Source organism: Glutamicibacter sp. PAEs-4 (assembly GCF_051161755.1).
GTDB classification, from domain to species: Bacteria; Actinomycetota; Actinomycetes; order Actinomycetales; family Micrococcaceae; genus Glutamicibacter; species Glutamicibacter nicotianae.
This window is the reverse complement of record NZ_CP195017.1, coordinates 329,048-355,814: the sequence shown is the minus strand read 5'-3', so window position 1 is coordinate 355,814 and position 26,767 is coordinate 329,048. Positions and strand designations below refer to the sequence as shown.

The 26,767-nt window shown below is 61.4% G+C and carries 22 protein-coding genes, 1 tRNA gene, 1 other RNA gene and 1 pseudogene; 18 read left to right on the top strand and 7 right to left on the bottom strand.

Features of this window, described 5'->3' with window-relative positions; genetic code table 11:
- The first annotated feature begins 9 nt into the window (after positions 1–9).
- The 4 genes from ACR9WD_RS01720 (at position 10) to ACR9WD_RS01705 (ending at position 5,371) form a co-directional block, all read left to right on the top strand.
- Positions 10–612, top strand: coding sequence for a HutD family protein (locus ACR9WD_RS01720; protein ID WP_434922577.1), 603 nt, complete (start codon positions 10–12; stop codon positions 610–612).
- A gap of 529 nt (positions 613–1,141) precedes the next feature.
- A complete protein-coding gene (gene aceA, locus ACR9WD_RS01715; protein ID WP_038993781.1) occupies positions 1,142–2,455 on the top strand; it encodes an isocitrate lyase in 1,314 nt (437 codons plus the stop codon).
- An 80-nt stretch (positions 2,456–2,535) separates the two neighbouring features.
- Entirely contained in the window at positions 2,536–4,173 is a 1,638-nt protein-coding gene (gene aceB, locus ACR9WD_RS01710) for a malate synthase A (protein ID WP_121866031.1), read from the top strand.
- Between the two features lie 133 nt (positions 4,174–4,306).
- A complete protein-coding gene (locus tag ACR9WD_RS01705; RefSeq protein WP_423299500.1) occupies positions 4,307–5,371 on the top strand; it encodes an alpha/beta hydrolase in 1,065 nt (354 codons plus the stop codon).
- A 6-nt stretch (positions 5,372–5,377) separates the two neighbouring features.
- Here ACR9WD_RS01705 and ACR9WD_RS01700 read toward each other — a convergent pair whose 3' ends face one another.
- Entirely contained in the window at positions 5,378–5,944 is a 567-nt protein-coding gene (locus ACR9WD_RS01700) for a histidine phosphatase family protein (RefSeq protein WP_073707372.1), read from the bottom strand.
- Positions 5,945–6,130: 186 nt separating this feature from the next.
- Between ACR9WD_RS01700 and ACR9WD_RS01695 the strand changes: the two genes are divergently transcribed.
- Positions 6,131–7,537 (top strand): amino acid permease, encoded by a 1,407-nt coding sequence (locus ACR9WD_RS01695; RefSeq protein WP_073707371.1) that lies wholly within the window; start codon positions 6,131–6,133, stop codon positions 7,535–7,537.
- A 62-nt stretch (positions 7,538–7,599) separates the two neighbouring features.
- Here the strand turns inward: ACR9WD_RS01695 and ACR9WD_RS01690 are convergent, their stop codons facing one another.
- Entirely contained in the window at positions 7,600–8,322 is a 723-nt protein-coding gene (locus ACR9WD_RS01690) for a YoaK family protein (RefSeq protein WP_143181103.1), read from the bottom strand.
- 123 nt (positions 8,323–8,445) lie between these two features.
- On the opposite strand from ACR9WD_RS01690, the gene ACR9WD_RS01685 reads away from it, so the two are divergent.
- A complete protein-coding gene (locus tag ACR9WD_RS01685) occupies positions 8,446–9,135 on the top strand; it encodes a DsbA family oxidoreductase (RefSeq protein WP_073707369.1) in 690 nt (229 codons plus the stop codon).
- A 4-nt stretch (positions 9,136–9,139) separates the two neighbouring features.
- Here the strand turns inward: ACR9WD_RS01685 and ACR9WD_RS01680 are convergent, their stop codons facing one another.
- Positions 9,140–9,763 carry a LytR C-terminal domain-containing protein gene (locus tag ACR9WD_RS01680; protein ID WP_038993785.1) on the bottom strand — a complete coding sequence of 208 codons (624 nt, stop codon included), beginning with the start codon at positions 9,761–9,763 and terminating at the stop codon, positions 9,140–9,142.
- Between the two features lie 78 nt (positions 9,764–9,841).
- Positions 9,842–10,144 carry a type II toxin-antitoxin system VapB family antitoxin gene (locus tag ACR9WD_RS01675; RefSeq protein ID WP_190264485.1) on the bottom strand — a complete coding sequence of 101 codons (303 nt, stop codon included), beginning with the start codon at positions 10,142–10,144 and terminating at the stop codon, positions 9,842–9,844.
- A 271-nt stretch (positions 10,145–10,415) separates the two neighbouring features.
- On the opposite strand from ACR9WD_RS01675, the gene ACR9WD_RS01670 reads away from it, so the two are divergent.
- A complete protein-coding gene (locus ACR9WD_RS01670; RefSeq protein WP_038993787.1) occupies positions 10,416–11,456 on the top strand; it encodes an isopenicillin N synthase family dioxygenase in 1,041 nt (346 codons plus the stop codon).
- A 104-nt stretch (positions 11,457–11,560) separates the two neighbouring features.
- Here the strand turns inward: ACR9WD_RS01670 and ACR9WD_RS01665 are convergent, their stop codons facing one another.
- Together ACR9WD_RS01665 and ACR9WD_RS01660 are read right to left on the bottom strand one after the other, a co-directional pair.
- Positions 11,561–11,926, bottom strand: coding sequence for a VOC family protein (locus ACR9WD_RS01665; protein ID WP_066143760.1), 366 nt, complete (start codon positions 11,924–11,926; stop codon positions 11,561–11,563).
- A 127-nt stretch (positions 11,927–12,053) separates the two neighbouring features.
- Positions 12,054–12,141 (bottom strand) — tRNA-Ser (locus ACR9WD_RS01660).
- Between the two features lie 188 nt (positions 12,142–12,329).
- On the opposite strand from ACR9WD_RS01660, the gene ACR9WD_RS01655 reads away from it, so the two are divergent.
- The 10 genes and pseudogenes from ACR9WD_RS01655 (at position 12,330) to ACR9WD_RS01610 (ending at position 24,151) form a co-directional block, all read left to right on the top strand.
- Positions 12,330–13,871: an HNH endonuclease signature motif containing protein gene (locus tag ACR9WD_RS01655; RefSeq protein ID WP_190264484.1), complete on the top strand. Its 1,542-nt coding sequence runs from the start codon at positions 12,330–12,332 to the stop codon at positions 13,869–13,871.
- A gap of 92 nt (positions 13,872–13,963) precedes the next feature.
- An RNA gene (ffs, locus tag ACR9WD_RS01650) (signal recognition particle sRNA small type) lies at positions 13,964–14,060 on the top strand.
- Between the two features lie 28 nt (positions 14,061–14,088).
- The gene (gene gluQRS, locus ACR9WD_RS01645) at positions 14,089–15,006 is read left to right on the top strand and encodes a tRNA glutamyl-Q(34) synthetase GluQRS (RefSeq protein WP_423299496.1); all 918 of its coding nucleotides are present in this window, start codon (positions 14,089–14,091) and stop codon (positions 15,004–15,006) included.
- A gap of 12 nt (positions 15,007–15,018) precedes the next feature.
- The gene (locus tag ACR9WD_RS01640; RefSeq protein WP_434922576.1) at positions 15,019–18,576 is read left to right on the top strand and encodes a DNA polymerase III subunit gamma and tau; all 3,558 of its coding nucleotides are present in this window, start codon (positions 15,019–15,021) and stop codon (positions 18,574–18,576) included.
- A 90-nt stretch (positions 18,577–18,666) separates the two neighbouring features.
- Positions 18,667–19,257, top strand: a pseudogene (recR, locus tag ACR9WD_RS01635) (recombination mediator RecR); the annotation flags it as partial.
- A gap of 392 nt (positions 19,258–19,649) precedes the next feature.
- Positions 19,650–21,272: an MFS transporter gene (locus ACR9WD_RS01630; protein WP_121866022.1), complete on the top strand. Its 1,623-nt coding sequence runs from the start codon at positions 19,650–19,652 to the stop codon at positions 21,270–21,272.
- Between the two features lie 8 nt (positions 21,273–21,280).
- On the top strand, positions 21,281–21,757 hold the full coding sequence (locus tag ACR9WD_RS01625; RefSeq protein ID WP_073707364.1) for a MarR family winged helix-turn-helix transcriptional regulator: 477 nt from the start codon (positions 21,281–21,283) through the stop codon (positions 21,755–21,757).
- Positions 21,758–21,901: 144 nt separating this feature from the next.
- Positions 21,902–22,075 (top strand): hypothetical protein, encoded by a 174-nt coding sequence (locus ACR9WD_RS01620; protein WP_434922575.1) that lies wholly within the window; start codon positions 21,902–21,904, stop codon positions 22,073–22,075.
- A gap of 56 nt (positions 22,076–22,131) precedes the next feature.
- Positions 22,132–22,683, top strand: a complete 552-nt coding sequence (locus ACR9WD_RS01615; protein ID WP_073707362.1) for a hypothetical protein — start codon at positions 22,132–22,134, stop codon at positions 22,681–22,683.
- Between the two features lie 181 nt (positions 22,684–22,864).
- Positions 22,865–24,151, top strand: coding sequence for an aspartate kinase (locus ACR9WD_RS01610; RefSeq protein WP_254590932.1), 1,287 nt, complete (start codon positions 22,865–22,867; stop codon positions 24,149–24,151).
- 70 nt (positions 24,152–24,221) lie between these two features.
- Here the strand turns inward: ACR9WD_RS01610 and ACR9WD_RS01605 are convergent, their stop codons facing one another.
- Positions 24,222–25,829, bottom strand: coding sequence for an alkaline phosphatase D family protein (locus tag ACR9WD_RS01605; RefSeq protein WP_434922574.1), 1,608 nt, complete (start codon positions 25,827–25,829; stop codon positions 24,222–24,224).
- Between the two features lie 178 nt (positions 25,830–26,007).
- Between ACR9WD_RS01605 and ACR9WD_RS01600 the strand changes: the two genes are divergently transcribed.
- Entirely contained in the window at positions 26,008–26,763 is a 756-nt protein-coding gene (locus ACR9WD_RS01600; protein ID WP_434922573.1) for a phosphotransferase, read from the top strand.
- The last annotated feature ends 4 nt before the right edge of the window (positions 26,764–26,767 follow it).

Sequence of the window (26,767 nt, the reverse complement as noted above, 5' to 3'; positions counted from 1 at the left end):
ACTCGTCCTATGAGCGAAGCACAGGCATCTCTAGCACCAGGTTCCATCCTCGAATTGGCGCAGAGCACCAAGAAGCAGTGGGAGCTGGGCCAGGTCCGGCTCATTGCCAGCGGCACCCTGGCGCAGGACGGGACTTTGCAGCCCAGCAGCCCGCGCGAAGGCACCTGGCAGCTGTCGATTCGCTCCATAGAGAAAGCCGCAAGCTTCACGCCGGCGCCCTCGGCTCAAGTGTTCACCTTGATCGCCGGCGACTTCGCGCAATTGGAAGTTGATGGGCACCAGCACGGACTGGAACCTCTGCGCCCCCTGAAGTTCGACACCGGCAAGCCCGTAGAGGCGAGCCAGCCCACCGAGGAATTGCTCATCGTCCACGTGGCTGCCGAACCGGCGCAGGTGCGGGCCACCGTTCGCATTGTGGAACCGTCCAAGAAGCGCGAGCAGTACCTCTTTGACGGGCAGCTGGGCATCATGGTTCAAGGTTCTGCCAAGCTCTTGCTCGGCGACAGCGAACAGCAGCTGAATCTGCGCGACACCGTCGTAGGCTCCGATGCCGCTGAACCACGCATCTCGGGCCGCGGCTTCATGGCCGTAGTCTCTTTCGACCAGCCTTAACCCGTTCCAGCGCTCCTACCCATTTTCGCAAGATCCGCGGATCTTCGCGCCCGCGTCTTGCGGTTCCGGCCAGCCATCCCGAGGTATGAGTGCAATCCCCATCGCTCATCCGAAAGCGTCCGCGACCCGTCCGAAACTCGGACATTTCACGTTTCCTGGCTCGTTCCACGGCGAACTAATGGGCGAGCCAGCACCTGCGGATTACCGGAATTGCCAGCTCACCGGCGATTCGTGGGCTTCTGCGAAGGTCCGTTTTGAGAGGCCCTTCCCCCTTCAGCTGCCCGAGGTTTGAGTTAAATTTCATTCTTCTTCGCAGCCGAATCGGTCACTTTCACTAATTTTCCATGTTTTGGCTCACAATCACCGCAAGAACCCGAAAATTTTCATTTTCGCGAAGAACCGCAAATCTTAATTCAAAAAACCTCTGGTGAGCCCCTTGCCCCTGCGGAAAAGTAGTTGTCACGAAGAAGTTCACAAGATCACCTTCCGATCAACATGAACCCGCAGCTTGTGCGAAGGAGCCAAGGCAATGACTACCGAGAACACCAACGAAACCTCGATCGACAACCGCATCGCAGCCATCGAAACCGACTGGGAAAACAACCCCCGCTGGGCCGGCGTCACCCGCGATTACAGCGCCGCAGACGTTGTAAAGCTCCAGGGCCGGGTCCAGGAAGAGCACACCCTGGCCAAGCGCGGATCCGAGAAGCTGTGGAAGCAGCTCACCGAGGAAACCCCTACCGGCGGCTACACCAACGCATTGGGCGCACTGACCGGCAACCAGGCAGTGCAGCAGGTCAAAGCCGGCCTGCGAGCCATCTATCTTTCGGGCTGGCAGGTGGCAGCAGATGCCAACCTCTCGGGCCAGACCTACCCGGACCAGTCGCTGTACCCGGCGAACTCGGTGCCGCAGGTTGTCCGCCGCATCAACAACGCCTTGCAGCGTGCCGACCAGATCGAATTCTCCGAAGGCATCCAGACCGTCGAGGACTGGATGGTCCCGATCGTCGCCGACGCGGAAGCCGGCTTCGGCGGCCCGCTGAACGCCTACGAGCTGATGAAATCCATGATCACTGCGGGTGCCTCGGGCGTCCACTGGGAAGACCAGCTGGCATCCGAAAAGAAGTGCGGCCACCTCGGCGGCAAGGTGCTGATCCCGACCCAGCAGCACATCCGCACCCTGAACGCGGCCCGCCTGGCTGCCGATGTGGCTGGCACCCCTTCGGTGGTCATCGCCCGCACCGACGCCGAAGCGGCAACGCTGATCACCTCGGATGTCGACGAGCGCGACCAGGAATTCATCACCGGCGAGCGAACCCCCGAAGGCTTCTACAAGGTCCGCAACGGCATCGAGCCATGCATCGCCCGCGCCAAGGCCTACGCACCGTATTCGGATCTGATCTGGATGGAAACCGGCACCCCTGACCTGGAGCTGGCCCGCAAGTTCGCCGAAGCGGTCAAGAAGGACTTCCCGGACCAGATGCTTTCCTACAACTGCTCGCCGTCGTTCAACTGGAAGAAGCACCTGGACGACGCAACCATCGCCAAGTTCCAGCGCGAACTCGGTGCCATGGGCTTCAGCTTCCAGTTCATCACCCTGGCCGGCTTCCACGCCTTGAACCACTCGATGTTCGATCTGGCCCAGGGCTACGCGAAGGACGGCATGAGCGCCTACGTCGAGCTGCAGGAACGCGAATTCGCATCCGAGGCTGCCGGCTACACCGCCACCAAGCACCAGCGCGAAGTCGGCACCGGCTACTTCGACGCGATCTCCACGGCGCTGAATCCCAACGCCTCCACCCTGGCCCTAGTGGGATCCACCGAAGAAGGCCAATTCCATTAGACCCTGATGGGTCGATGGTGCTAGCCGGCAAAGGCGCCGGCTAGCACCAACACCATTTACAAGTTTTTAAGGACGCTGCCATGAACTCCCCCATCACCCTGAACAACATCACCATTACCGCTACCCCCGTTCGCTACCAGGAGCAGATCCTGACCAGCGAAGCCCTGGACTTCCTTTCGGCCCTGCACACCGCATTCGAACCGCGCCGTGCCGAACTGATGCAGCGCCGCCAGGTCAACCGGGCCCGCATTGCCAACGGCCGCGATCCGAAATTCCTGGACGAGACCCGCGCAATCCGCGACGATGAATCATGGCAGGTGGCCCCGATTGCACCGGGGCTGGAAGACCGCCGGGTGGAAATCACCGGCCCGATCGAACGCAAGATGGCCATCAACGCGCTGAACTCCGGCGCCAAGGTCTGGCTGGCCGACATGGAGGACGCATCCTCGCCGACCTGGCAAAACGTCATCAAGAACCAGGTCAACCTGATCCGCGTGCTGGATCAGGAACTGGACTTCACCGCACCTGATGGCCGCGAGTACAAGCTGAACACCTACGACTTGAAGCAGCTGCCGACCATCGTGGTCCGCCCTCGCGGCTGGCACCTGCCGGAGAAGCACCTGCTGGTTGCGGGCACCCCGATGTCCGGTGCGCTGGTGGACTTCGGACTGCACTTCTTCCACAACGCCAAGCGTCTGCTGGCCGCCGGACGCGGTCCGTACTACTACCTGCCGAAGCTGGAAAACCACCTGGAGGCGCGGTTGTGGAACGACGTGTTCAACCTGGCCCAGGACCTGATGGATATCGATCGCGGCACCATCCGTGCCACCGTGCTGATCGAGACCATCACCGCAGCCTTCGAGATGGAGGAAATCCTCTACGAGCTGCGCGAGCACTCCTCGGGGCTGAATGCAGGACGCTGGGACTACATCTTCTCGATCATCAAGAACTTCCGTTCCCGCGGACCGCGCTTCGTCTTCCCGGATCGCGACACCGTCACCATGACCGCACCGTTCATGCGGGCCTACACCGAGCAGCTGGTGCGTGCATGCCACCGCCGCGGCGCTTCGGCCATTGGCGGGATGAGCGCTTTCGTTCCGAACCGCAAGGACGCCTCGATCAACGAGATGGCCTTCGGCAAGGTCCGCGAGGACAAGGCCCGCGAAGCCGCTGACGGCTTCGACGGCTCCTGGGTGGCCCATCCGGACCTGGTGCCGGTGGCCCGCGAGGTGTACGACGAGGTGCTGGGCGAGAACCCCAACCAGTTGCAGCGCACCCGCGAAGATGTGGAGGTGTCGGGTGCTGCCCTGCTGAACGTGGAAAGCGTGACCGGCAAGATCACCGAACGCGGCATCCGCGACAACATCGAGATCGGCATCCGCTACATCGAGTCCTGGCTGCGCGGCAATGGCGCGGTGGCCCTGCGCAACCTGATGGAAGATGCCGCCACCGCGGAGATCTCCCGTTCGCAGCTGTGGCAGTGGATCCACCAGTCGGCAATCACCGACGAGGGCGAGATCATCACCCGCCGCTGGGTGCAGGAACTGACGGAGGAAACCATGGATTCCCTGGAGCGCTTCGAAGGCGATCGCTTCGAGGAAGCCGTGGAGATCTTCGAGGCTTGCGCACTGCGCGACGACTTCCCGACCTTCCTGACCAAGAACGCCTACCTGCGCTACCTGGACGCACCAGCGCGCACCTTGGAAATGGCAGGCTAGGCAACCTCCAGACCTGGCCGGCAAGAAACAGTCGTCCCTGAACACCGGCCGCGGGAAACGGCATTCATCAGTTGGTAGCCACTCCAACGGGTGAGTGCCGTTTTTCGTGCGCAAAAGTGGATACGCTTTACCCATGGCCTTCCAGTTCAAGAACCCGGCCGAGGACCTGTGGCAGCCAGACCTGCTTGGCGAGGATTTCTCGCAACGGCCGCTGCCGATGTCCGATGGTTCCACCGCGACTCTGGTCAGGCACCGTCCGCGCAGATCGCTGCGCTGGCCGCCTCCGTTGCGCGGAATCGCGGTGCTCTACGTGCATGGCTGGTCCGACTACTTCTTCCAGTCCGAGCTGGCCGAGTTCCTTTCCGAAGCCGGCGCGGATTTCTACGCCCTGGACCTGCGCCACTATGGGCGGAACCTGCCCGTGGACCGGGCCACGGGCATCGCCGAGCACAGCAGCCCCGGCTTCACCACCGATCTGGAAGAGTACTTCGAGGAGTTCGACGCGGCCCATCGGATCATTTCCAGCGCGCATCCGGGAACCCGCTTCGTGCTGCTCGCCCATTCCACCGGCGGGCTCAGCGCGTCACTGTATGCGGCAGCCAACCCGCAGAAGGTCGATGCGCTGGCGTTGAACAGCCCGTGGCTGGAATTCCAGGCCAGCGAGATCGGGCGCACCGCGTTGGCCCGGATCGTCCAGGCTGCCAGCAACCGGAACCCGCACCGCCTGTTGCCCACCGTGGACCCCGGGTTCTACACCCGCACGGTCTCCAGCCAGTTCTCCGGGGAATGGGACTACGACCTGGGCTGGCGTCCAGCCAACGGCTTCAAGCTCACCGCAGGTTTCATTTCTGCGGTCTTCGCAGCGCAAGCCAAGGTGAAGAAGGGGTTGGACCTGCAAATGCCCACGCTGGTGATGCTCTCGGCGGAAGACTACCTGCTGCCCCGCTGGCATGACACCGCTACCCGCGCCGATGTGGCGCTGAATGTGCAGGTCGTTGCCCAGCGCAGCATTGATCTGGGCCGGGAACTGCATCTGGTGCGCCTGCCCGGCGCGCTGCACGATGTGTTCCTCTCGTCGCCGAAGATCCGCTCCAAGGCCTACATGGCGCTGGGTTCATGGCTGGCGGTGGTCAAGAACCGCCAACGGGATTCGCAGCTGGCCTCCGCAATCCGCCGGATCCTTCCTTCCGGCAGCTAGCATGGCCTAGCCCGCTACCCGGTTGGGCACCTGGTCGTTGACCAGTTCCAGCTGCCAGGACCCGGACTCATTGCCAATGATTGCTACCGAGCCATTGCGGATGGTGTCCAGCTTGTAGCCGGCGAAGTGCGAGAGCGTGTAGCGGATAATGGTGCCGTGGCAGATCACCGCGACGTTCTTGCCAGGGTAGTCGGCGGCAATCTGCTCGATGGCGCGCAATCCGCGCTCGACCACCGAATCCAGCGGCTCGATTCCGCCGCCATGCTTATCCGGCCACAGAGCCAGCGCCTCGGTTTCCACCATGCCCTCGCCCTGCGCGTAGTCGCGCTCGATCAGCAAGTCATAGCTCGGGCCCAATTCAAGACCAAGCCCGTCGGCGATGATCTGCGCGGTCTCGCGCGCACGGGACAGCGGCGAGGAGACGATGGCATCCCACTGGCCGGGCTCCAGCACGGAGACGGCCTCTCGGGCCTGGGCGCGCCCGGTGTCGTTCAAGGGGATGTCGCTTGAACCCTGCAAGCGGCCTTCGAGATTCCATTGCGTCTGTCCGTGGCGGACGAATCCAAGTTTCATGAGCCCCATTCTTCCACCCTGTCCAGTGGCCCGTGTACTGGCTGGTGGCAAAGCTCACGATAGATCTGCAACACTTAAGTGCGTCAAAAATCCTGGGAACACATAAGATTTTCACGGCTGCGTCCTGCCATTTGCACGGGCCCGCCCCATCGAACGCACCCCTTACAGGATCCGAGCATTACTATCGTGAACGAAATAAAGGCGTCTCTCGCCCGCGGGCTGACTGCCCGCCACATCCGCTTCATGGCCCTCGGCTCAGCTATCGGAACGGGCCTTTTCTACGGCTCCTCTTCTGCCATCCAGGCTGCTGGCCCTGCCGTTCTCTTCGCGTACATGATTGGCGGCGCTGCCGTTTTCATCGTGATGCGCGCCATGGGCGAGATGGCTGTCAAGCATCCGGTGTCCGGATCCTTCGCTCACTACGCTTCGCGCTACCTTGGCCGCTTCGCAGGCTTTGTCACCGGGTGGACCTTCGCCTTCGAGATGGCCATTGTCGCGATTGCTGATGTCACCGCGTTCGGCATCTACATGGGATTCTGGTTCCCGCAGGTCGCGCAGTGGATCTGGGTCCTGGCCATCGTCTTGCTGATCGCCGCGATCAACCTGATGAAGGTGAAGGTCTTCGGCGAAACCGAATTCTGGCTGGCCATCGTCAAGGTGACCGCGATTATCGCGATGATCGTTGGCGGCGCGGCGCTGATCATCTTCGGCTTCAATTCCCCTGAGACCGAAACCGCTACCGGCTTCGCCACCCTGATGAGCGCCGGCACCCTGTTCCCCAATGGCTTCGTGGGCCTGCTGCTGTCCTTCTCCGTGGTGATGTTCGCCTTCGGCGGCATTGAAACCATCGGCATCACCGCAGGCGAAGCTGACGATCCGGCCAAGTCGGTTCCGGCTGCCATCAACACCGTGCCGTGGCGCATCCTGCTCTTCTACGTAGCTTCGCTGGCAGTGGTCATGATGCTTTTCGACTGGCGCCAGATCGACGGCTCGGCGTCGCCGTTCGTGCAGATTTTCGACGGACTGGGCATCCCGGCCGCGGCCCACGTGCTCAATGCCGTGGTGATCACCGCGGCCGTCTCGGCGATCAACGCCGATACCTTTGGCGCTGGACGCATGCTCTTCGCCATGTCCGAAATCGGCCATGCCCCGAAATCGTTCGGCCGGATCTCCCGCAACGGCGTGCCATGGATGACCGTGGTCGTCATGGCCATCGTGCTGCTGGTCGGCGTGGTGCTCAACGCCCTGCTGCCCGAAGCGCTCTTCACCATCATCGCTTCCATCGCCACCTTCGCCACCGTCTGGGTGTGGATCATGATCCTGACCTCGTACCTGTCGATGCGGCGCAAGGAAGCCGCGGCGGGCCGTGGACCGGGTGTTGCCCGCGAGTATGCGGTGCCCGGCGGTACCGTAGCCGCGTGGATCGCGTTGGTCTTCATGGTCTTCGTCGTTGTGCTCCTGGCCCTGAGCCCGGCTACACGCGTAGCCCTGTACACCGGCATCGCCTGGCTCGTACTCCTGGCCGTGCTCTTCAAGCTGCTGGTTCGCCCTGCGGCTCCGGTCAAGCAGGACAGCGACTCGCTGCTGGGCTAACCACCGAGAAATAAAATATGCTTGGCTTCGCATATAGCAAAGCCAAGCATATTTTTTTCTTCTTACTCGATCTCGGTCAGGGATCCGTTCCGCGGTCCCGGGGAAGCATCCGGGCCCTTGGATGCGCGCTGCTCCTGGATTAGCGCCAAGCTCGCCCAAGCAAGCATGCCGGCAGCAACTATCCACAGGCTGCCCAAACCCAGCCGCAGATAGGCCAGGACGCCACCCAGCGATCCGATGGTGATCATCAGCCACAGCAGTGCGTAGCGTGTCCATAGCATTCGGTAGCCGCCACGATCCGAGCCGGTGGCCAGCCCGATGATTGCTCCGCCCAACGCCTGGCCGAGCTTGACCAATGTGCCGGTCATATACGTCAGGCCCAAGGCAACCTCGCCCGAACGGGTGTAGGAAACATTCACCGCTCCCATGGCGGCGGCCAGCAGCAGCGCCGTCAGCTGCGGCAGGGCCTGCCCTGAAATGGCCGCAGCGAGCAGCAGTGCCGCACTGAAGTACATGGCCACTGGCCGGCGCAGCTTCTCCAGCCGGAGAGTCAGCAGGGTTGCGAGGATGACGCCGCCAACGAAGCAGCCGACCAGTGACATGGCCAGGGCCCATCCGGCAAAATCTCCTGTCATCAGAGCTGCGGAGGAACGGGTGGAGTTGCCTGACATGAACGACAGGAAGTAGCCGCCGAAGTGCACGAATCCGACACCATCGACGAACCCTGCCATCGCCGTAATCGTCCCGGCGAAAAGGATCCCCCGCCATCGAAGATTCTTTGCCACCTGTCTCGCTTTCTCTCGCCATCGCCGTTGTCCCCATTCCGCAGGAACCCTCCCATTATCTCTAGCCGGAGTCGGCAACCACGGATGCGGAATGCCCGGGGAGCAAAAGTTGTTACCTCAAGCATGAGTGAAAATACTGCTGCCCCATCCCTGGAAGAAAAGCGCATCCGCGTCGATATCTTCTCCGACATTGCCTGCCCATGGTGCTTCATCGGCAAGCGCCGCTTCGAGCGGGGTGTCGAAGCGTTCGAATACTCCCAGAACGTGGACGTCTACTGGCATTCATACCAGCTGGATCCAAGCCTGCCAGAGAACTACGACGGCAGCGAAGCCGAATACCTCTCCAAGATGAAGGGCTTGGGCCAGGAACAGGTGTCCCAGATGCTTGATCATGTCACCGCCCAGGCAGCTGGCGAAGGCCTGGACTACGACTTCGCCAATCTGAAGGTCGCTAATTCCTTCACCGCGCTTCGAGTTCTGGAATATGCCAAGCAGCATGGCGCTGGAAGCGAAATGAAGGAAGCGCTGCTTTCTGCGCACTTCGAAAAAGGCCTGGATACCGGGGATGAAGAAACCCTGCTACAGCTGGCCGGATCGCTAGGCTTGGATACTGGCGAACTCCGCGCAGATCTGGCTTCCGGCGCCTATGCCGAAGAAGTCAACGCAGATATCGCCCAGGCCCGTGAGCTGGGAATCAGCGGAGTCCCCTTCTTCATCATCGATGGGAAGTACGGCATTTCCGGCGCGCAGCCAGCCGAGGTCTTTGCCAACGCCCTGACCCAGGTCCACTCCGGAAACGTGCAGACCCGGTAGCGGGCTATTTAGCGCAGACGAGCTTGCCATCCGAAGTATCGAGCTTGCGTTCTTTTACGAGGCCTTCGAACTTCTCCCCCAGCGCCAGGTCCACCCGGCTTCCCCACTTCGTCTCGTCGTAGATGAAGACGATGCCGGGGATCTGGCGCTGCACGGTGAATGCCTGGGCATAGCCATCAGGTCCGGCAATGACTGCACCGGCGGTATCGGAGAGCGATTTCCACCCGGAAGTCAGCGAAGAAATCTTGAAGCCGCGCTTTTCCAGTGCCTTGGCGGTGTCACCGGCAAGCCCTGGAATGCTGGTCGTATTCAGCACGCGTATTTCTACTTCTGCAGGCGTCTGGTACTTGAAGTCGATGGCCGGGCAGTTTGGATTCTCGATTTCTGCTTCGCTTGGCTCCGGGCTCTCAACTGCGGCGGGTTCGGCACCCAATTTGATCGTTCCATTGAAAACCAGCACGGCGCCGACCAGTACCGCGATCACCAGCAGGGCCATCACGGAGAAAACAATATTCTGGCGTCTGCGGGCACGCTTCTTTGCTTGTCCATCCGAGCTGAAACTCAATTCCTGCTCGTCGACAATATGCGCACCGTGCCATTGCCCCGGATCATCGCGATCACGCATCATTCCACCTTGCTCTGGTCAGCCTTCGGCAGCCGCTGGCCTGAAGGAGACCTCATCGTCATCCTCGTGGCGCTAGCTTATCTAACTGGCGTCCAGATCCAATACGCGCGCGTGTATTACGGAGCGATGATGAAGCGCCGAACGCAGCGCACGGTGCATCCCGTCTTCCAGAAACAACACGCCCCGATAGCGCACCACGTGCGGGAACAAGTCGCCGTAGAAGGTGGAATCCTCGGAGAGCAATGTTTCAAGATCCAGGGTCGCTTTGGTGGTGACCAGGTCGGCCAACTTCACCTGCTGAGGGGGAAGGCCGCTCCAATCACGCGTCGACGAATAGCCGTGGTCTGGGTATGGCCGGCCCTCACCGACCGCTCGAAAAATCACTATTCAAGCATACGGACAAACTCTTGCGAACCCCATATTTCCAGATCAAGAAGGGGTTCGCGGTTGCCGGAGACACCGGTTCCGAAGACGGTGCGGGCTGGCCGCCAGCACCCGGGCTCGGCCCCCGAACGCCGGGAACATAATACAAGTGAATGCGAATAATCGGGCACGCAATGGGAAAATGCAAGGATTGTTACGCTGCGGGAAACGTGGGGGAACCGGGCGTAACTTTAGCTAGTAACAATCGCGTCATAAGGTGCACTCTAGGTTTATGAATAACGTAGTCACCGAGATCCCACTGCTCGATATTTCTACCGCGCGCAATGCTGACGGCTCCTTCAACGAGGAATTCGTAACCGCGCTTCGCGATGCCGCACACCGCGTCGGGTTCTTCCAGATCGTCGGCTACGGCGCGTACGCCGGCCAGGACCAGGAGCTGCTCGACACCATCGCGGAGTTCTTCCGCAAGCCGGTCGAGCAGAAGGTCAAGCTCGATAACCGCAACAGCGCCCAGTTCCGCGGCTACACCCGCATGGGCACGGAAATCACCCGCGGCCGCGCCGACGCCCGCGAGCAGATTGACTACGGACCGGAACGCGAGACCCTGAGCGTCGTTCCCGAGGACAAGCCGTATTTGAACCTGCAGGGCCCTAACCAGTTCCCTGCAGACTTCCCCCAGCTCGAAGAGCGCGCCATGGCGTGGGCCGAACTGATGAACAAGACCGGCCACGAGCTGCTTTCGGCCATCGCCGTAGGCCTGGGCCTGCCCGAAGACCACTTCGATGAGCCATTCGCCGATACCCCGTCATGGATGGGCAAGCTGGTGCACTACGTTTCGGGCGACGTTGTCCCGGAGTCGGGCAACCAGGGCGTTGGCCTGCACGCGGACTACGGCTTCGTCACCCTGCTGCTGCAGGACCAGGTTGGAGGCCTGCAGGTGCAGCCCTACGGCCAGGAAGAGTGGATCGAGGTGCCGCCTACCCCAGGTGCACTGGTAGTGAACCTCGGGGAAATGCTTGAAGTGGCCACCAATGGCTACCTGATGGCCACCATCCACCGCGTCATTGCTCCTCCAGCCGGTGTAGACCGCTACTCGGTGCCGTTCTTCTACTCCCCTCGCCTGGATGCAGTGATCGACAAAGTCGAGCTGCCAGCCGACCTGGCTGCCGACGCCCGTGGCGTTTCCGATGATCCAGAGAATCCAATGCTGGCTTCCTATGGCGCAAACGTGCTCAAGGGCTGGCTGCGAGCCCACCCGCAGACCGCGGCCATCCACTACCCGGAGCTGGCCAAAGGGCGCAAGAGCGCCTAGGCATTGAGCTCCTGCGGGGATCAGGAGCCCAACCGCGAATCCTGTTGGCGTCGAGCCGGTGAGAAATTGCCGACCCGGCGCCACAGGTCATTAAAGCGGCTTGCTCATTCAAGGCTTGAAAGCACGCAGAATTCATTTCCCTCAGGATCAGCCATCACGATCCAGCTCTCGTCCTCCTGCTGGCCCACTTCGGCATAGCTGGCCCCCAAGGCAAGGAGACGGTCGACTTCTTCTTGCTGGCTGGAGCCTTGAGGACGCAGATCCAGATGGAGGCGATTCTTGACGCTCTTGGCTTCAGGCACTTGAGCGAACGTCAGCTTCAACCCGTGCTCGCCTTGGGCTTCGGATCCAATGCTGACCAATCCGGCTTCTTCTTCCAGCACCTCGAAGTCCAGTGCTTCGCACCAGAACCTGGCCACCAGCATCGGGGTGGCGCAATCGACAGCGATTTCGCTCAATACACTTGCCATAGTCTTACCTTGTCGAAAGATTGCTGAACAGTTGCCACGGATACTACCCCTCAGATTCGGGCAATGCCGGCAAGCAAAAAAATAATGTCTCGGGACATCGTTCGTACGATGTCCCGAGACATTACATTGGCGGAGGATAGGGGATTTGAACCCCTGAGGGCGTTAACCCAACACGCGTTCCAGGCGTGCGCCATAGGCCGCTAGGCGAATCCTCCTCAGTTTGCTCCGAGGAGCAGGATCCAGCATATCTAAATTCTCGCTCAATCACGAATCGAGCACTCCCCCGACGATCCCCGGAGCATCTCCAAGGTGCCAAACCCCTGAAATTCGGCGGTATTTCACCTTTTCACCACCTCGATTCTTTCTTTGAAAACCGAAGTTTGAACAGATCGATACTGTAAGCATGAGTAAAAGAGAGGCATTTCACAGCCAAGATGATCCTCGGCGGCTGCCCATTAGCCCTCCAGGGACAAGGCGCATCCCCGGAATTGACGGGCTTTGGGCAGCGAACCTGGATAAGGACAATCTCTTTACCCAGATTGCCGCCACCGCCACACACCTCTACGAGCAGCCACCGGTCTCAAGTTCCGCCCAAGGGCTGGAACGGCTGAAGGCCATTGCACGGTTGCACAGCATGCTCGATGCTGCCGAGGCAGCAGTATTGGCCGATAGCTACGAATATTTGGTCGCCGAGACAGTCAGCCAGGGATCCCAAGAACCTCTGCTGGATGACCTTGGGGAAATTGAAGAGCCCGTTGAAGATCAATCCGCATATTTCTACGGCGTCAATCGTTCCGATGAATCGCTGATCCGTTCATCTTTTGTCGCCGAAGCAGCGGTGGCCCTGCGATCCTCAGAAAGGAAAGTCCAGGACAAGTTATTCTTTGCCGAAGGGCTGCGCCATCTTTGCCCAGATATCTTGGACGCGCTGAGCGTCGGCGAGATCACGACGAGATCCGCGCAAGAGATCGTCAAGCACTCCCAGGATCTAGCACCCGAGGATGTGCAGCTGATGCAGCAAACCTTGCTGCCGATAGCTCGGCAGGCCACCGACTCCGCAGTTGCCCAACGCGCTCGGAAAATGCATGAACGCCTGCACCCCAAGCCGATCGAGGAACGCCACAAGAAAAGTGCAGAGGACCGCAAGGTCATCTATTGGCACGAGGCCAATGGCATGAGCGTCATCCAACTCCACCTGCCAGCAGAAAAAGCATTGGCCATCATCAATACGGTCAATTGGCATGCAGTACGCAATGCTGATCCAGACGATCACCGGACCGAACAGCAACGACGGCTGGATATTATCTGCGATGCCTTGCTCGATGGCTGGCCGGCAACCGAAGGGACCCCGCTGAAAGCCCGTGTCGCTGTCACGATTCCTGCCCTGGAAATGCTCGCTGATCCTAAACGCGCATTGGCGGATCTCGAAGGCTACGGACCCATCCCCGTAGGGACGGCACTGCTGATTGCCAAGGATGCCCCGTCTTTCATCAAGGTGCTCACCGATCCCTGGTCCGGGGCGGCCATAGACGTCGGCCGCGAAAAGTACCGTCCGTCGAAGGCACTGCGTGATCTGCTGCGGAGCCGGGATGTGGTTTGCAGATTCCCAGGATGCAATCGGCCAGCCGAATCATCTGAGATAGACCATATCGATGCATGGGCCAAGGGCGGGCATACCACCCGGAGCAACACTCATCTATTGTGCAAGCGGCATCAGATGTTCAAGCATGTGCTGGGGTGGCAGGCGACATACCTTCCGGACGGTTCGGTGAACTGGCGCTCCCCCAATGGCATGATCTGCGTTGAGCTTCCCGGCAGCGTCACCAGCGTGCAGAACTTCGATTTCGAGAAAGAGCAAACGCCCATGCTGCCAACCATCGAACTCAATGACCGTGTTCGCCGCGTGCTTGGCTGGTTAGAACCGCCTGAAGAAAGCACCGCCTGAGAACTAACAGCAACCCTGCTCAGGATTGGCCAGTTGAGATCAAGCGCACGCCTGCCGATTTTATCCAAGCGCCAACCTCAGGTAGTATTTTGGGTGACCCCTCGTGTGGTGTCATCCTGTTGAACTCCCCCAGGACCGGAAGGTAGCAAGGGTAGATGGGCTCTGGCAGGTGCATGAGGGGTCTTTTACTTTCTTACGCAAGCCGAATGGAGTCCACGTGGGCGCTGGCCGTTTCGCCCCTAGCCCTTCGGGGCCGCTCCATCTTGGCAATTTGCGCACGGCAATTCTCGCCTGGCTTTTCGCCCGCTCCACGAAACGCGAATTCCTGCTGCGCATTGAGGACCTGGACCGTGTTCGTTCCGGCGCCGAAGCCACCCAGATTGCCGAGCTAGCGTCCTTGGGCATTGACTTCGACGGTGACATGCTCCGCCAGTCCGACCGCCTTCCGATATATCTTGAAGCCGTTGAGCGGCTCAAAGCGCGCGGTCTGGTCTACGAATGCTACTGCTCGCGCAAGGATATCGCCGAAGCCGGAAGCGCTCCGCATGCTGCGCCCGGTGCCTACCCGGGAACCTGCCGCAATCTGAGCGCCAGCGAACGCTCGGCCAAAGCGCAGAACCGGCCGGCCGCCTTGCGTCTCCGCTCAGAAGTGAACGAATTTTCTGTTGGCGATGAACTATTCGGCGATTACACCGGCGCGGTTGATGATTTTGTCCTGGTGCGCAACGACGGCGCACCAGCCTACAATCTTGCGGTGGTCGTCGATGATGCTTTCTCAAGCATCGACCAGGTCGTACGCGGAGATGATTTGCTCTCTTCCGCGCCACGTCAGGCCTATCTGGCAACGCTTCTGGGCCACCCAATCCCCTCCTATGCACACGTCCAGCTTGCACTGAATGCCAAAGGCCAGCGCCTGGCCAAGCGCGATGGCGCGGTAACACTCGAAGAGATCACCGAACAAGGTGTGCATCCAGCCAACGTTGTGGCGGTTTTGCTAGAGTCATTGGGCTTGCCCAGCACAAGTTTGCAGGCAGCCTTGGAAGCTTTCGATCCGGCGAATCTGCCACGCGAGCCGTGGATCGTCGAACCAGAGAATATTGTCCAACAGCTGATGCCCAGGGCATCAGGAAACTGATAGGGAACCGGTGTGAGTACAGCGCTTTATCGCAGATATCGTCCCGATACGTTTGGCGACGTCATCGGGCAGGAGCACGTTACTGCGCCCTTGATGACGGCTCTGGAGAAGAACCGCGTCAACCATGCGTACTTGTTCTCCGGCCCGCGCGGTTGCGGCAAGACGACTTCTGCCCGCATCCTGGCCCGCTGCTTGAACTGCGAGCAAGGTCCTACTCCGGTTCCTTGTGGCACCTGCCCAAGCTGCGTGGATCTGGCCAATGGCGGACCAGGTTCGCTGGATGTCATCGAGATCGACGCGGCCAGCCACGGTGGCGTCGATGACGCCCGCGACCTGCGCGAGCGCGCAACGTTCGCGCCTACCCGCGACCGCTACAAGATCTTCATCATCGATGAGGCCCATATGGTCACCGCGGCAGGCTTCAACGCCCTGCTGAAGATCGTTGAAGAGCCACCGGCGCACATCAAGTTCATCTTCGCGACAACCGAGCCGGAAAAGGTCATTGGCACCATCCGCTCGCGTACCCACCACTACCCATTCCGCTTGGTTCCGCCCGAGGCGCTGCTGGCGTACCTGCAAGTGCTCTGCGAACGGGAAAGCGTCGCAGTAGCCGAAGGCGTGCTGCCGCTGGTGATCCGTGCTGGCGGCGGTTCGGTCCGCGATACCCTCTCGGTGCTGGACCAGCTGATCGCTGGCGCCCGCGATGGCAGCCTTGATTACGAGACCGCGGTTGCGCTGCTGGGCTACACCCACTCGACGCTGCTCGACGAGGTCACCTTGTCGCTGCACGAATCCGATGGCGCCGGGCTGTTCGGCGCGATCGACCGCATCATCCAGACCGGTCTGGATCCTCGGCGCTTCGTTGAAGATGTGCTGGAGCGCTTCCGCGATCTGATCATCGCCAAGGCGATGCCCGAAGGCCTTGAGAAGATCTTGCGCGGCGTGCCAGAAGACCAGCTCGAAGCCCTGCGCTTGCAGGCGGGACTGGTCGGCGCAGGCGAACTGTCGCGATGGGCAGACGTCACCAACAAGGCCCTGAGCGAGATGACCGGCGCTACCTCGCCTCGGCTGCACTTGGAATTGCTGGCGGCGCGCTTGATGCTGCCGGGTTCGCAGAACTCCGACAGCTCCTTCGCTGCCCGTCTAGATCGCCTGGAGCGCCATGCGATGACCGGTGGAGCGCTGCCTGCGCTTAATGAAGACGACGCCGAGGGTGCTGCACCCTCAACGAATGCTGCCCCGAATCCTGGCGCCGCGCGTCAGGGTGCCGCCGCTGTGCGCGAGGCCTTGGCCGCTGCCAAGTCCCGTCGAGGAGGCGCCCCGGAACCGGCTGAAGAGCAGGAACCACAGGTCCAGTCGGCTCAGGCTCAGCCGCAGCAGGATGAGCAGGCTCCCGCACCGGCACAGCAGCCTGCGCAGCACGCAGAATCAGCGCCGGCACAGCGCACCGAGCAGCCGCAGCAGTCCATGCCGCCCCAGCCACAGCCGCAGCCGCAGCCGCAGCCGGCTGATGATGACCCAAATGCCCCGCTGGATCCTGGCGCGGCAGCTTCCCTGAACACCGGCGAAGCCGCTGACTGGGGCGCCACTTGGGGGCCAAAGGGCGAAAACTACTCGGTGACCACCGAGGTGCAGCCTGGTCCGAGCATTCCGGCAGCCCGTCCGGAAGGCGTGGCACCATTCAGCTTGGTTCCTGATCCGTCCAGCGGTGAAGATCTGTCGTTCGGCACCGGTGTCTCCATCGATGACGTGAAGCAGAATCCTGCCATGGCCGAATTCGCACGTCGCGCGGCAGCCAACCGCGCAGCACAAGCACCGCAGTCTGCCCAGCCGCAGCAGTCGCAACAGGCGCCGGAGGCCAGCCAGCCTGGCATGAATGCCCAGCGCAACGCTGCCCATCCGGCGCAGGAACATGCCCAGCGCGAGCAAGCAGAACGCGAAGCACAACAGCGCGCCGCACAAGAACAAGCTCAGCGCGAGCAAGCAGAACGCGAAGCGCAACAGCGCGCCGCACAAGAACAAGCACAACGCGAGCAAGCAGAACGCGAAGCACAACAGCGCGCCGCACAAGAACAAGCACAACGCGAAGCACAACAGCGCGCCGCACAAGAACAAGCACAACGCGAGCAAGCACAACAGCAACAACGGCCGCAGTCTCCCCAGCAGCCTCAGCACGGCGCGCCCGGCGGAACCCCGCAGGGCCAGCAGCCAGCACCACAGGGCGCCGGCTCGCCGGTGGCGATGTTCCAGCAGGCGTGGCCTACGATCCTGCAGCAGTTGCAGGGCAGTTCGCGTGTCCTGCATTCCATGGTCGCCACCTATGGCTCCGTGGCAGGCTTCGATGGCCGTACACTTACCTTGGCGTTCAGTAACACCGGCCCCATTGTGAATCTGCGCAACCGGCCGGATTTGATGAATACATTGACCGGAGTCCTCTCCCAGGTCGCAGGTTCGCCAATCGAAGTGGTCCTGACCGAAGGCGGATCCAACCCCAACGGTGGTGGTTCCCCAAAAGGTGAGCGCCGGCCAATCCCGGCGCCAACCCCAGCACCAACTAAGTTCACCAAGGCTGTAAGTTCTGCTGGGGCTGCTGCGCGCGCCGCAGCACGGGCCCAAGCTGCCGCTCCGGCACCGCAGCAGCGTCCTGCCTCTGCAGTGCAGACCTCGGCACCAGCCGCACCTGCGCCACGCGCCCATGAGGGGTACGCCAGCTCCTACGACGACGTTCCGCCACCCGCGGAAGAGTCGTATTTCGACGAGCCGCCGTTCCCGGATGACCCGTACTATTCGCCGGCTGGCCCCGTCCCGGTGGCACCGCAGGTTCAGCCGCAGCAGCAGTCTCCGGCCCCGGCTGCCCAGCCAGAGCCGGTGGCGCCCGCCCCGGCAACCAGTGCGCCACGCAGTTTCGACGGGCCTCCGGTGGCCCCCAAGCCCCGGATGACTGCCGGCATGGCAGCGCGCCAGGCCGAAGGCGGAGTTCCGAATATTGCTCGCCCTGTGTCTTCGACTCCGTTGCACCCGGACAGCACCACCGATTCCTTCGAGAATCTGGCTGTTGATGCACCAGAACAGCCGGCTCCGCAAACTCCAGAGCGATCGGTTCCGGAGCCTGCGCCCGCCCCTGCACAGCCTCAGGTTCGCCCACGCGAGCAGGAGCAGCCCCGCCCGGAGCCGGTTGCACCGGCGCCTTCGCCAGCAGCCCCGGCACCCGCTCCGGAGGCGGCACCGCGCTGGGGTGCTCCGCAGCCTGAGCCTGAACCAGCCCCCGCTGCATCGGCACCGGCAAGCACGGGCCGCATGAGCCGGTACCAGCAGCTGATGAACCAGGCGAAGAACGCACCAAGCGCGCCAGCGCCTGCCCAGTCGGCACGCGGCTGGGGCGGCCCGGCATCGGCTCCCGATCCTGCCCCGGCGCAGGAGCCGGAGGAGTTCGTCCCCAGCGACGATGACATCGAGGTCGAGGATTCGGCACTGATCGGCGTTCCAGCCGTGGAGCGCCTGCTTGGCGGGATGGTCATCGAGCAGCGCGACGTGAACGGGAATGTAGTGGAAATCAAACGCAGCTTGTAGCCGGCACCACGGCGAGCTGTCGGAGTGAGACACTAGGGTGTACCACGGAACAATTTCAAGGTAGTGAAGCAAGCTAGAAAGTAGGCGCACGTGTACGAAGGTGCTGTACAGGAATTGATCGACGAGCTCGGTCGCTTGCCTGGCATCGGCCCGAAGTCGGCTCAGCGCATTGCTTTCCACATTCTCGATGCCGATGCCGAGGACATGACCCGGCTCGCCGCCTCGATCCAGCTGGTCAAGGAAAAGGTGAAATTCTGCGAGATCTGCTTCAACATCTCGGAGCAGGATACCTGCGCCATTTGCCGCGATGAGCGCCGCGATGGAACAAAGATCTGCATCGTGGAGGAGTCCAAGGACGTCCTGGCCATTGAACGCACCCGGGCGTTCTCCGGCAAGTACCACGTGCTCGGCGGTTCCATCAATCCGCTGGCAGGCATTGGCCCGGAACAGCTGCACATCCGCGAGCTGGTCACCCGCTTGGCCGATGACTCGATCACCGAGCTGATCCTTGCCACCGACCCGAATCTCGAGGGCGAAGCCACCGCCGTGTACCTGGTGCGCGCGCTGGCTCCCTTGGGCATCCGCATTACCCGCCTGGCTTCCGGCCTGCCGGTGGGCGGCGATTTGGAATACGCCGATGAAGTGACCTTGGCCCGCGCCTTCGAAGGACGCCGGTCCGCCGGCCGCACCGCACCCGGCCCGGCCCGGCTCAAGGCAGAGAAGCAGGAATCCGAGCAGGAAGCACCGCAGGCAGAAGCCGGGGATGCCGCAGAAAAGCCGAAAGCGCAGCTTTCCGAGCCACGCCTGCTGCGCGTTGCCGGCGACACTGGCGAAGCGTCGTCGCATCCAGTTGTTCCCGAGATGGACAGCCGCCGCAGCCACTAATTCCCGCAGTTCTTGAACGCCCTGCACTCGACCGCTTCACCGGCATGAGTGCAGGGCGTTTTTCCATTCCTGCAGCGCGATGTGCGGTGAAACACGCTTAGTTGATAAAGGTCAACTATCGTCGTATAGTTGACATCAATCAACCATTCAGGCTTTCCACGCCTGACCCTATTTTTTTTGGAGCTTTAATGACCGCAACCGCACCGGTCGCCAAGCCCAAGATGACTCACCGCGAAATCCTCACTGCCCTCACGGGCATTTTGATGGGCATGTTCGTCTCCATCTTGGCCAACACCGTTGTTTCCAGCTCGCTGCCGCTGATCGTCTCGGATCTCAACGGCAGCCAGACCTCCTACACCTGGGTGGTCACCGCCACGCTGCTGGCGACCACCATCGCCACCCCGATCTGGGGCAAGCTCGCCGACCTGGGCAACCGCAAGCTGCTGCTGCAGATCTCGCTTTCCATCTTCGTCCTGGCCTCGGCCGCGGCAGGCTTCTCGCAGGACACCAGCTTCCTGATCGCCATGCGCGTGGTCCAGGGCCTGGCTGGCGGTGGCGTTGGCGCCTTGGCACAGATTGTCATGGCCGATTTCCTCTCCCCTCGTGAACGCGGCAAGTACATGGGCCTGTTCGGCGCTGTCATGGCCGTTGGCACCGTGGGCGGCCCGTTGATCGGCGGCTTCGTTACCGATGCCATCAACTGGCGCTGGAACTTCTTCATCGCCTTGCCGTTCGCCATCGCAGCGGTCATCCTGATCCAGCGCACCTTGCACCTGCCGGCCATTGCCAAGCGCAAAGTCAAGATCGACTACTGGGGCATCGTCCTGCTGTCCGCCGGCGTCTCGCTGCTGCTGATCTGGATGTCGCTGGGCGGCTCCCAGTTCGAGTGGGCCTCGGCGACCAGTTACCTGATGATTGCCGGCGCGGTAGTCCTGCTGGCACTGTTCATCCTGGTTGAGACCAAGGCTACGGAGCCGCTGCTGAGCCTGGGCCTGTTCAAGAACCGCACCTTCACCTTCGCGGTCATCGCCTCGCTGGCCATTGGTGTTTCGATGTTCGGCACCTCGGTGTTCCTCAGCCAGTACATGATCATGGCCCGTGGCGCATCAGCCACCATGGCCGGCCTGATGACCTTCCCGCTGATGGGCGGCTTGCTGGTCATCTCCACCATCGGCGGTGCGCTGATCTCGCGCACCGGCAAGTGGAAGGCGCTGGTCGTCACCGGTTCTGTGCTGGTTGTCATCGGCTTGTTCCTGCTGGGAACCATCCACTACGACACCAACTATGCGCTGGTCGCTACCTACATGTTCATTCTCGGCGCCGGCATGGGCCTGGTCATGCAGAACATGGTGCTGGTGGTGCAGAACTCGGTCCACGTCAAGGAACTGGGCGTAGCTTCCTCGGCCGTGAACTTCTTCCGCACCCTCGGCGGCACTGCAGGTACCGCGGGACTGGGCGCCGTACTGGCGACTACCGTGCCGAGCATGATCGCCGACCGCCAGTCCGATTTGGCCGCAGCCCTGGCCTCCCTGGGCGACCAGGCCAAGGAACTGACCGCGGCTCTGGGATCCGGAAACCTGCCTTCGGTGGCCGCGATGCCTGAACCGGTCCGCGTGATCTTCGAGTCCATCTACGGCGATGCAGTGCCTTCGCTGTTCGCCATTGCCGCTCCGCTGTCGCTGATTGTCGTCGTGGCTGTCTGCCTGATCCCCAACCAGTCGCTGAAGACCCAGACCGCAAGCGAACGCATGCAGGATCTGGACGCGGAGGACAAGGGCGCAACCAAGGCAGAAAAGCCAGCTGGCAACTAGGAGATCCAGTGCAGGTTCCAAGCAAAGCCGATGAGGCCCCGGTGGCGGAACGTCCCGATTTGTACGCCAGTGCCGAACAGGAGCTGTTCTCGCTGATCGCGCTGACGGCGCGCGCCAAGCGGGAACTGGCCACCCGGCTCGACAGCAGGCTCACCCCAGGCTATCTACCGGTGCTGGGCATGATCCTGCGCAGCCAGCGCATCACCCAGTCCGAAATCTGCGAAAGGCTGCTGGTCGACAAGGCCTCGCTGTCGCGAATGATCACGAAACTGGAACAGCTGGAACTGGTCAAGCGAGAAGTCGACCCGGACGACCGTCGGGTATTCCACCTCCTGCCTGCCGAATTTGCGGCAGAAAGGTGGCATGAAACCTTCCACGGGTGGCGCACGGAACTGCGCTCGCGGATGACCGATTGGGACGATGAGGATCTGTCGAAACTCATCGATCTGCTCAGTCGATTGAACTTGGAAATCCAGTCACTCTAGTTCGCTTCACCCTCTGGCCGGTCTTCTCGGAAATACCGAGAAGACCGGCCAGAGAAGCTTAAATTCCCTTGCTTGCAGGGGCATTCCTCCGCGCTGAAATGTGCAGCAGCCATCCTGTCGGTTCGGGTTGCTACGTTCATGCACATGAGCGAATCCTTGAGCAAAGCAGAGAAAATCGAAGACCACACCGGTTCAAGCATGGGCGAATGGGTAGGCACAATGGACGCCGCCGGCCTGCGCGACTTGAAGCAGAGCGAACAGGTGCAGATGCTGCTTCCACTGATGAAGGACCGTGATGAAAGCCAGAGGCTTCTCTGAGCCCGGCGCATTGCCTCCGAGTACCGGCAGCTCTAAGCGGGTCGTAGACTGAGCTCATGGCAATCAAAAGCAGCAACACGTCAGCCATCGCCAATGCCACCGGCATCGAGTGGGACCAGTGGTGCGCCAAACTGCGTGCCGGCGGAGCCGACGAGATGACGCATAAGGAGATGGCCGAACTGGCCATCACCGGCATTCCCGCAGCAGTCGAAAATCCAGAATGGTGGGCCCAATCCGTCGCGGTGGCCTATGAGCAGCACATCGGAAGGCGCGTACCTGGCCAAGCCCAGGACGGCACCTTCCAGGGCTCGGTCAGCAGCACCATCGATGCCGATTTGGATACGGCACTGGAGCGCTGGGTCGCCTGCGTGAAAGACCGCAAGGAATTCAACGGGAACGAACTATCCGAACCTGCACGCACCAGCGGTTCCGAGCGCTGGCGGTACTGGCGGGCGGACTTCAGCGATGGCACCAAGGCACAGGTAGACATTGGGCTCAAGGGCGAAAAATCCTCGGTAGCCATAAACATCACTAAGGCTGAATCGCCTGAGCAGGTGTCTGAATGGAAGAGCTTTTGGCGACAAATTTTGGCTGAATTCAAGGGATAGCCAGTGCTTTTCGACAACTCGCACTGGGGTTTCTAGGCAATATGACCAATGGTTACCGCGCCAACTAGGACATGGCACCTCGTAGCTGTCACAATATTTATCTGGTAGATGCCTCACGCCAAAGTTCTATCAGCAACCACCGGCGGCGAGGCACAGCTTTCAACAGGTGGAGTGAGTGCCCATGGGCCTAATTGTTCAAAAATTTGGCGGTTCTTCCGTTTCAGATGCCGAAGGCATCAAGCGTGTAGCGCGCCGAATTATTGATACCAAGTCCAAGGGCCATGACGTCGTCGTCGTTGTTTCCGCAATGGGCGACACCACCGATGACCTGCTGGATCTGGCAGGCCAGCTCACCGACAATGCACCTGCCCGCGAAATGGACATGCTGCTCTCCGCCGGTGAACGCATCTCGATGTCGCTGCTGGCAATGGCCATCAACCAGTTCGGCGAGCAGGCCGCATCATTCACCGGCTCGCAGGCAGGCCTGATCACCGATTCGACCCACGGCAAGGCCCGCATCATGGAGGTCTCCCCGCAGCGGGTGCGCCGGGCCATCGACCGCGGATTTGTTGCCATCGTCGCTGGATTCCAGGGCATGAGCAAGGAATCCAAGAACATCACCACCATGGGCCGTGGCGGCTCGGACACCACTGCCGTGGCACTGGCCGCGGCTCTGGGCGCCGATGTCTGCGAGATCTACACCGATGTGGACGGCGTCTACACCGCCGACCCACGCGTGGTCGCCTCGGCAAAGAAGATCGAGAAGATCACCAGCGAGGAAATGCTGGAAATGGCCGCCAGCGGCTCGAAGATCTTGCACCTGCGCTGCGTTGAATACGCTCGCCGCTTCGGCGTGCCGCTGCACGTGCGCTCCTCATTCAGCACCAACGAGGGCACCTGGGTGCTCCCGGATCCCGAAGACAAAATCAAAATTCAAGAGGGAGAACCCTTGGAACAGCCAATCATCTCAGGTGTCGCCCACGACCACTCCGAAGCCAAGGTCACCATCATTGGCGTACCTGACATTCCGGGCAAGGCCGCACAGATTTTCGGTGTGATCGCCGCTGCGCAAGCCAATATCGACATGATTGTGCAGAACATCTCGACCCGCGGCTCTGGTGCCACCGATATTTCCTTCACCCTGCCGATGACCGAAACCAAGCACGTGCTGGAAGCGCTGAATACCGCAAAGCCTGAGATTGGCTTCGAGGATATCGAGCACAATGACGAGGTTGGCAAGCTCTCGCTGATCGGCGCAGGCATGCGCTCGAACCCAGGCGTATCCTTCACCTTCTTCGAAGCACTGCACCGCGCAGGCGTGAACGTGGACATGATCTCGACGTCCGAAATCCGCATCTCCGTGGTCACCGATGCCGACAAGCTCAATGACGCAGTACGCGCAATCCACACCGCGTTCGACCTGGACACCGACGTGGAAGCCACCGTCTACGGCGGCACCGGACGCTAAGCGCTGATTAGCCAAGCGAAGAACGCCTGCGAAACAATTGCTGTCTCGCAGGCGTTTTTCATTTTGGTTTCTACTTGGCCGGTTCCAGCGTCTTGGTGTAAACGATGTCGCCCAGCCCATTGCGCAGCGTGACGGTGAACAGGTCCTGCTCGTCAAGATCGACGTGGCCGAAGAACTGGCCCTTGCCATCGCGCGGCGACTGGTTCGTGGTGCCTGCGAGCGAGAAGTCCACACGCGGCCCGAAAGTACCGTCCATCTGGTTCGGCCCGAAGGAACCGGCATTCACTGGCCCGGCCACGAATTCCCAGAACTCATTGAACTCGCGGAATGCCGCGCGTTCGGGCGAGTAGTGGTGGGCTGCGCAGTAGTGGACATCGGCAGTCAGGAAAACGACGTTCTTGATGCCGCGGTCCTTGACCGCCTTGAGCAGCCGAGCCAATTCCAGCTCGCGGCCCAGCGGTGCCCCGTGGTCAGCGTTGGAAATTGATTCCTGGGCTTTGCCATCTGGAACGATGATGCCCAGCGGAAGGTCATTGAGAATGACCTTCCAAGTGGCCTTGGACTTGGCTAGGGAATCCACCAGCCAATTCAGCTGTTCTTCGCCGAGAATGGATGTGGACTTCCCTTCCATTCCAGCGGTGTTCTCCGACTTGTAGCTGCGCATGTCCAACGCGAACAGGTCAAGCGCAGGGCCGCGGGAGATCTTGCGGTAAATTCGAGCCGCCTCGAAACCGGTGCCTGGGCGCAGGGCGCGCGGGTCGGCGATGGGCTGGTATTCCTGCCAGGCCTGGCGTCCGCGAGCTGCCAAGGTGTTGATATCGCGAACGGTGTAGCGCTCATCTTCGATGATCTCGCCCGGCCACCAGTTGTTGTGGGTCTCGTGGTCATCCCACTGGGCAATCACCGGAACTTCGGAATACATGGCCCGCACGTTGCGGTCCATCAGGTTGTAGCGGTGCCGGCCGCGGTACTCGTCCAGGGTTTCGGCCACCTTGGAGACTTCTTCGGTGACCAGGTTGCGCCAGATCTGGCCATCAGGCTCCACGACCTCTGTGGCGATCGGGCCATCGGCGTAGATGGTGTCGCCGCTGTGCACGAAGAAATCCGGCTTGGTCGCATGCATGGCCGCGTAGGCGCGCATGCCGCCGATCTCTTCATTGATGCCCCAGCCCTGGCCAGCGGTGTCGCCGGACCAGACAAAGCTCTGGGCTCGGGAGGCGTCATGATTGCGGCGACCGGTAAGTGCAGGTGCGGTGCTGAACCAGCCATCCTGCGTCTCGCCAAGGGCTCCGTTGTCGTCCTCAAAACCGATGGTGACTGCGAAGCGGGTTCCAGCAGGCAGGTGCTGGGCATTGATCTTTGCGGTGAAGTCGGTGGCCTCGCGGGCGTAGGCGCCGTGCAGTGTCCTGGCGAATGATCCACGGCCGCGGATGATTTCCCCGGTCTCATCTACCGCGCGCAGTTGAGCACGCAAGCGGCCTTCGCCGGAGCTGCGTGCCCAGAGCACGGCATTGCTCGTGGAGACATCACCCATGGAAAACCCGCTGGTCAGGCCAAGTCGGGAACGCACGAGGCGGGGGCTGCTGGAAGCCAGCGCTGCTCCCGTCGGCCCGACCAAGGTCAGGGCGCTGGCACCGAGAGCACCGGTGAGCAATTTGCGACGCGAAATATCAGTCATGCGCCTCAGTGTTCACGACTCGATCAGCCGTTTCATTGAGCCAAGATGAACACAAGAAGAAATTAATTCCTGGCAATCCAGTGGCTGTGCACGAGCGAGCGCACCTGCGCGAATTTGCAAGCCGCTTGGCGTTCCTCCAGCCTGCCACCGGAACTCCGAATGCTGGCAGACTTGGACAATGAGTTCAATGCGAGTGATTTCTGGCCCGCCCTCGGCGGATCATCCTGTTCCCCCGGCGGTGCGCGCAGCAGCTGGTCCGGCAGAAATCGAGGGTATCTGGCAAAACGCGCTTGGCGGAGTCACCTACCGCATCGGCTCGGGCGAACAAATACGCTTCGCCAAGTGGTCACCGGGATGCCCTCCGGAAGCGGAAGGCGATCTGAAAACTGAAGCCCAGCGCATGACATGGGCAGGAAAATTCATTCGGGTCCCGGAAGTGCTCTCCTGCGAAGAACAGGCTGACGGCCAGCTGCTCATCACCGCCGCATTGCACGGGCACAGCGCAGCCAGCAGCCTGGGCAAAAGCGACCCTGCGCGTTCAGCCCACGCTGTCGGCCACGGACTGCGGCAAATGCACGATGCCTTGCCCATTGGAGCATGTCCCTTCGACTGGGATCTGGAATCCCGTATTCAGCATCTGCCAGCCGATCAGCAGGCCGAGTTTCTCGACAACGCCCCGGAACTGGATCTTGTGGTGTGCCATGGCGATGCGTGCCTGCCAAACACGATCATCACCGACGACCATGAATTCAGCGCGCATGTGGATTTGGGCATGCTGGGACTCGCAGACCGCTGGGCAGATCTGGCCATTGCCGCGTGGAGCACCGAGTGGAACTACGGGCCTGGTTTCGAACAGTACGTCTACGCGGGCTACGGCATCGAACCGGATGAGCGGAAGATCTCTTTCTATCGCCGGGTCTGGGACGCAGCCTAGGGCG

Bases quoted from the DNA above. Each gene is read 5' to 3' on its own strand.
- ACR9WD_RS01720 (WP_434922577.1), top strand. From the start codon at position 10: ATGAGCGAAGCACAGGCATCTCTAGCACCAGGTTCCATCCTCGAATTG.
- aceA (WP_038993781.1), top strand. From the start codon at position 1,142: ATGACTACCGAGAACACCAACGAAACCTCGATCGACAACCGCATCGCA.
- aceB (WP_121866031.1), top strand. From the start codon at position 2,536: ATGAACTCCCCCATCACCCTGAACAACATCACCATTACCGCTACCCCC.
- ACR9WD_RS01705 (WP_423299500.1), top strand. From the start codon at position 4,307: ATGGCCTTCCAGTTCAAGAACCCGGCCGAGGACCTGTGGCAGCCAGAC.
- ACR9WD_RS01700 (WP_073707372.1), bottom strand. From the start codon at position 5,944: ATGAAACTTGGATTCGTCCGCCACGGACAGACGCAATGGAATCTCGAA.
- ACR9WD_RS01685 (WP_073707369.1), top strand. From the start codon at position 8,446: ATGAGTGAAAATACTGCTGCCCCATCCCTGGAAGAAAAGCGCATCCGC.
- ACR9WD_RS01680 (WP_038993785.1), bottom strand. From the start codon at position 9,763: ATGATGCGTGATCGCGATGATCCGGGGCAATGGCACGGTGCGCATATT.
- ACR9WD_RS01670 (WP_038993787.1), top strand. From the start codon at position 10,416: ATGAATAACGTAGTCACCGAGATCCCACTGCTCGATATTTCTACCGCG.
- ACR9WD_RS01665 (WP_066143760.1), bottom strand. From the start codon at position 11,926: ATGGCAAGTGTATTGAGCGAAATCGCTGTCGATTGCGCCACCCCGATG.
- ACR9WD_RS01655 (WP_190264484.1), top strand. From the start codon at position 12,330: ATGAGTAAAAGAGAGGCATTTCACAGCCAAGATGATCCTCGGCGGCTG.
- ACR9WD_RS01630 (WP_121866022.1), top strand. From the start codon at position 19,650: ATGACCGCAACCGCACCGGTCGCCAAGCCCAAGATGACTCACCGCGAA.
- ACR9WD_RS01620 (WP_434922575.1), top strand. From the start codon at position 21,902: ATGAGCGAATCCTTGAGCAAAGCAGAGAAAATCGAAGACCACACCGGT.
- ACR9WD_RS01615 (WP_073707362.1), top strand. From the start codon at position 22,132: ATGGCAATCAAAAGCAGCAACACGTCAGCCATCGCCAATGCCACCGGC.
- ACR9WD_RS01610 (WP_254590932.1), top strand. From the start codon at position 22,865: ATGGGCCTAATTGTTCAAAAATTTGGCGGTTCTTCCGTTTCAGATGCC.
- ACR9WD_RS01605 (WP_434922574.1), bottom strand. From the start codon at position 25,829: ATGACTGATATTTCGCGTCGCAAATTGCTCACCGGTGCTCTCGGTGCC.
- ACR9WD_RS01600 (WP_434922573.1), top strand. From the start codon at position 26,008: ATGAGTTCAATGCGAGTGATTTCTGGCCCGCCCTCGGCGGATCATCCT.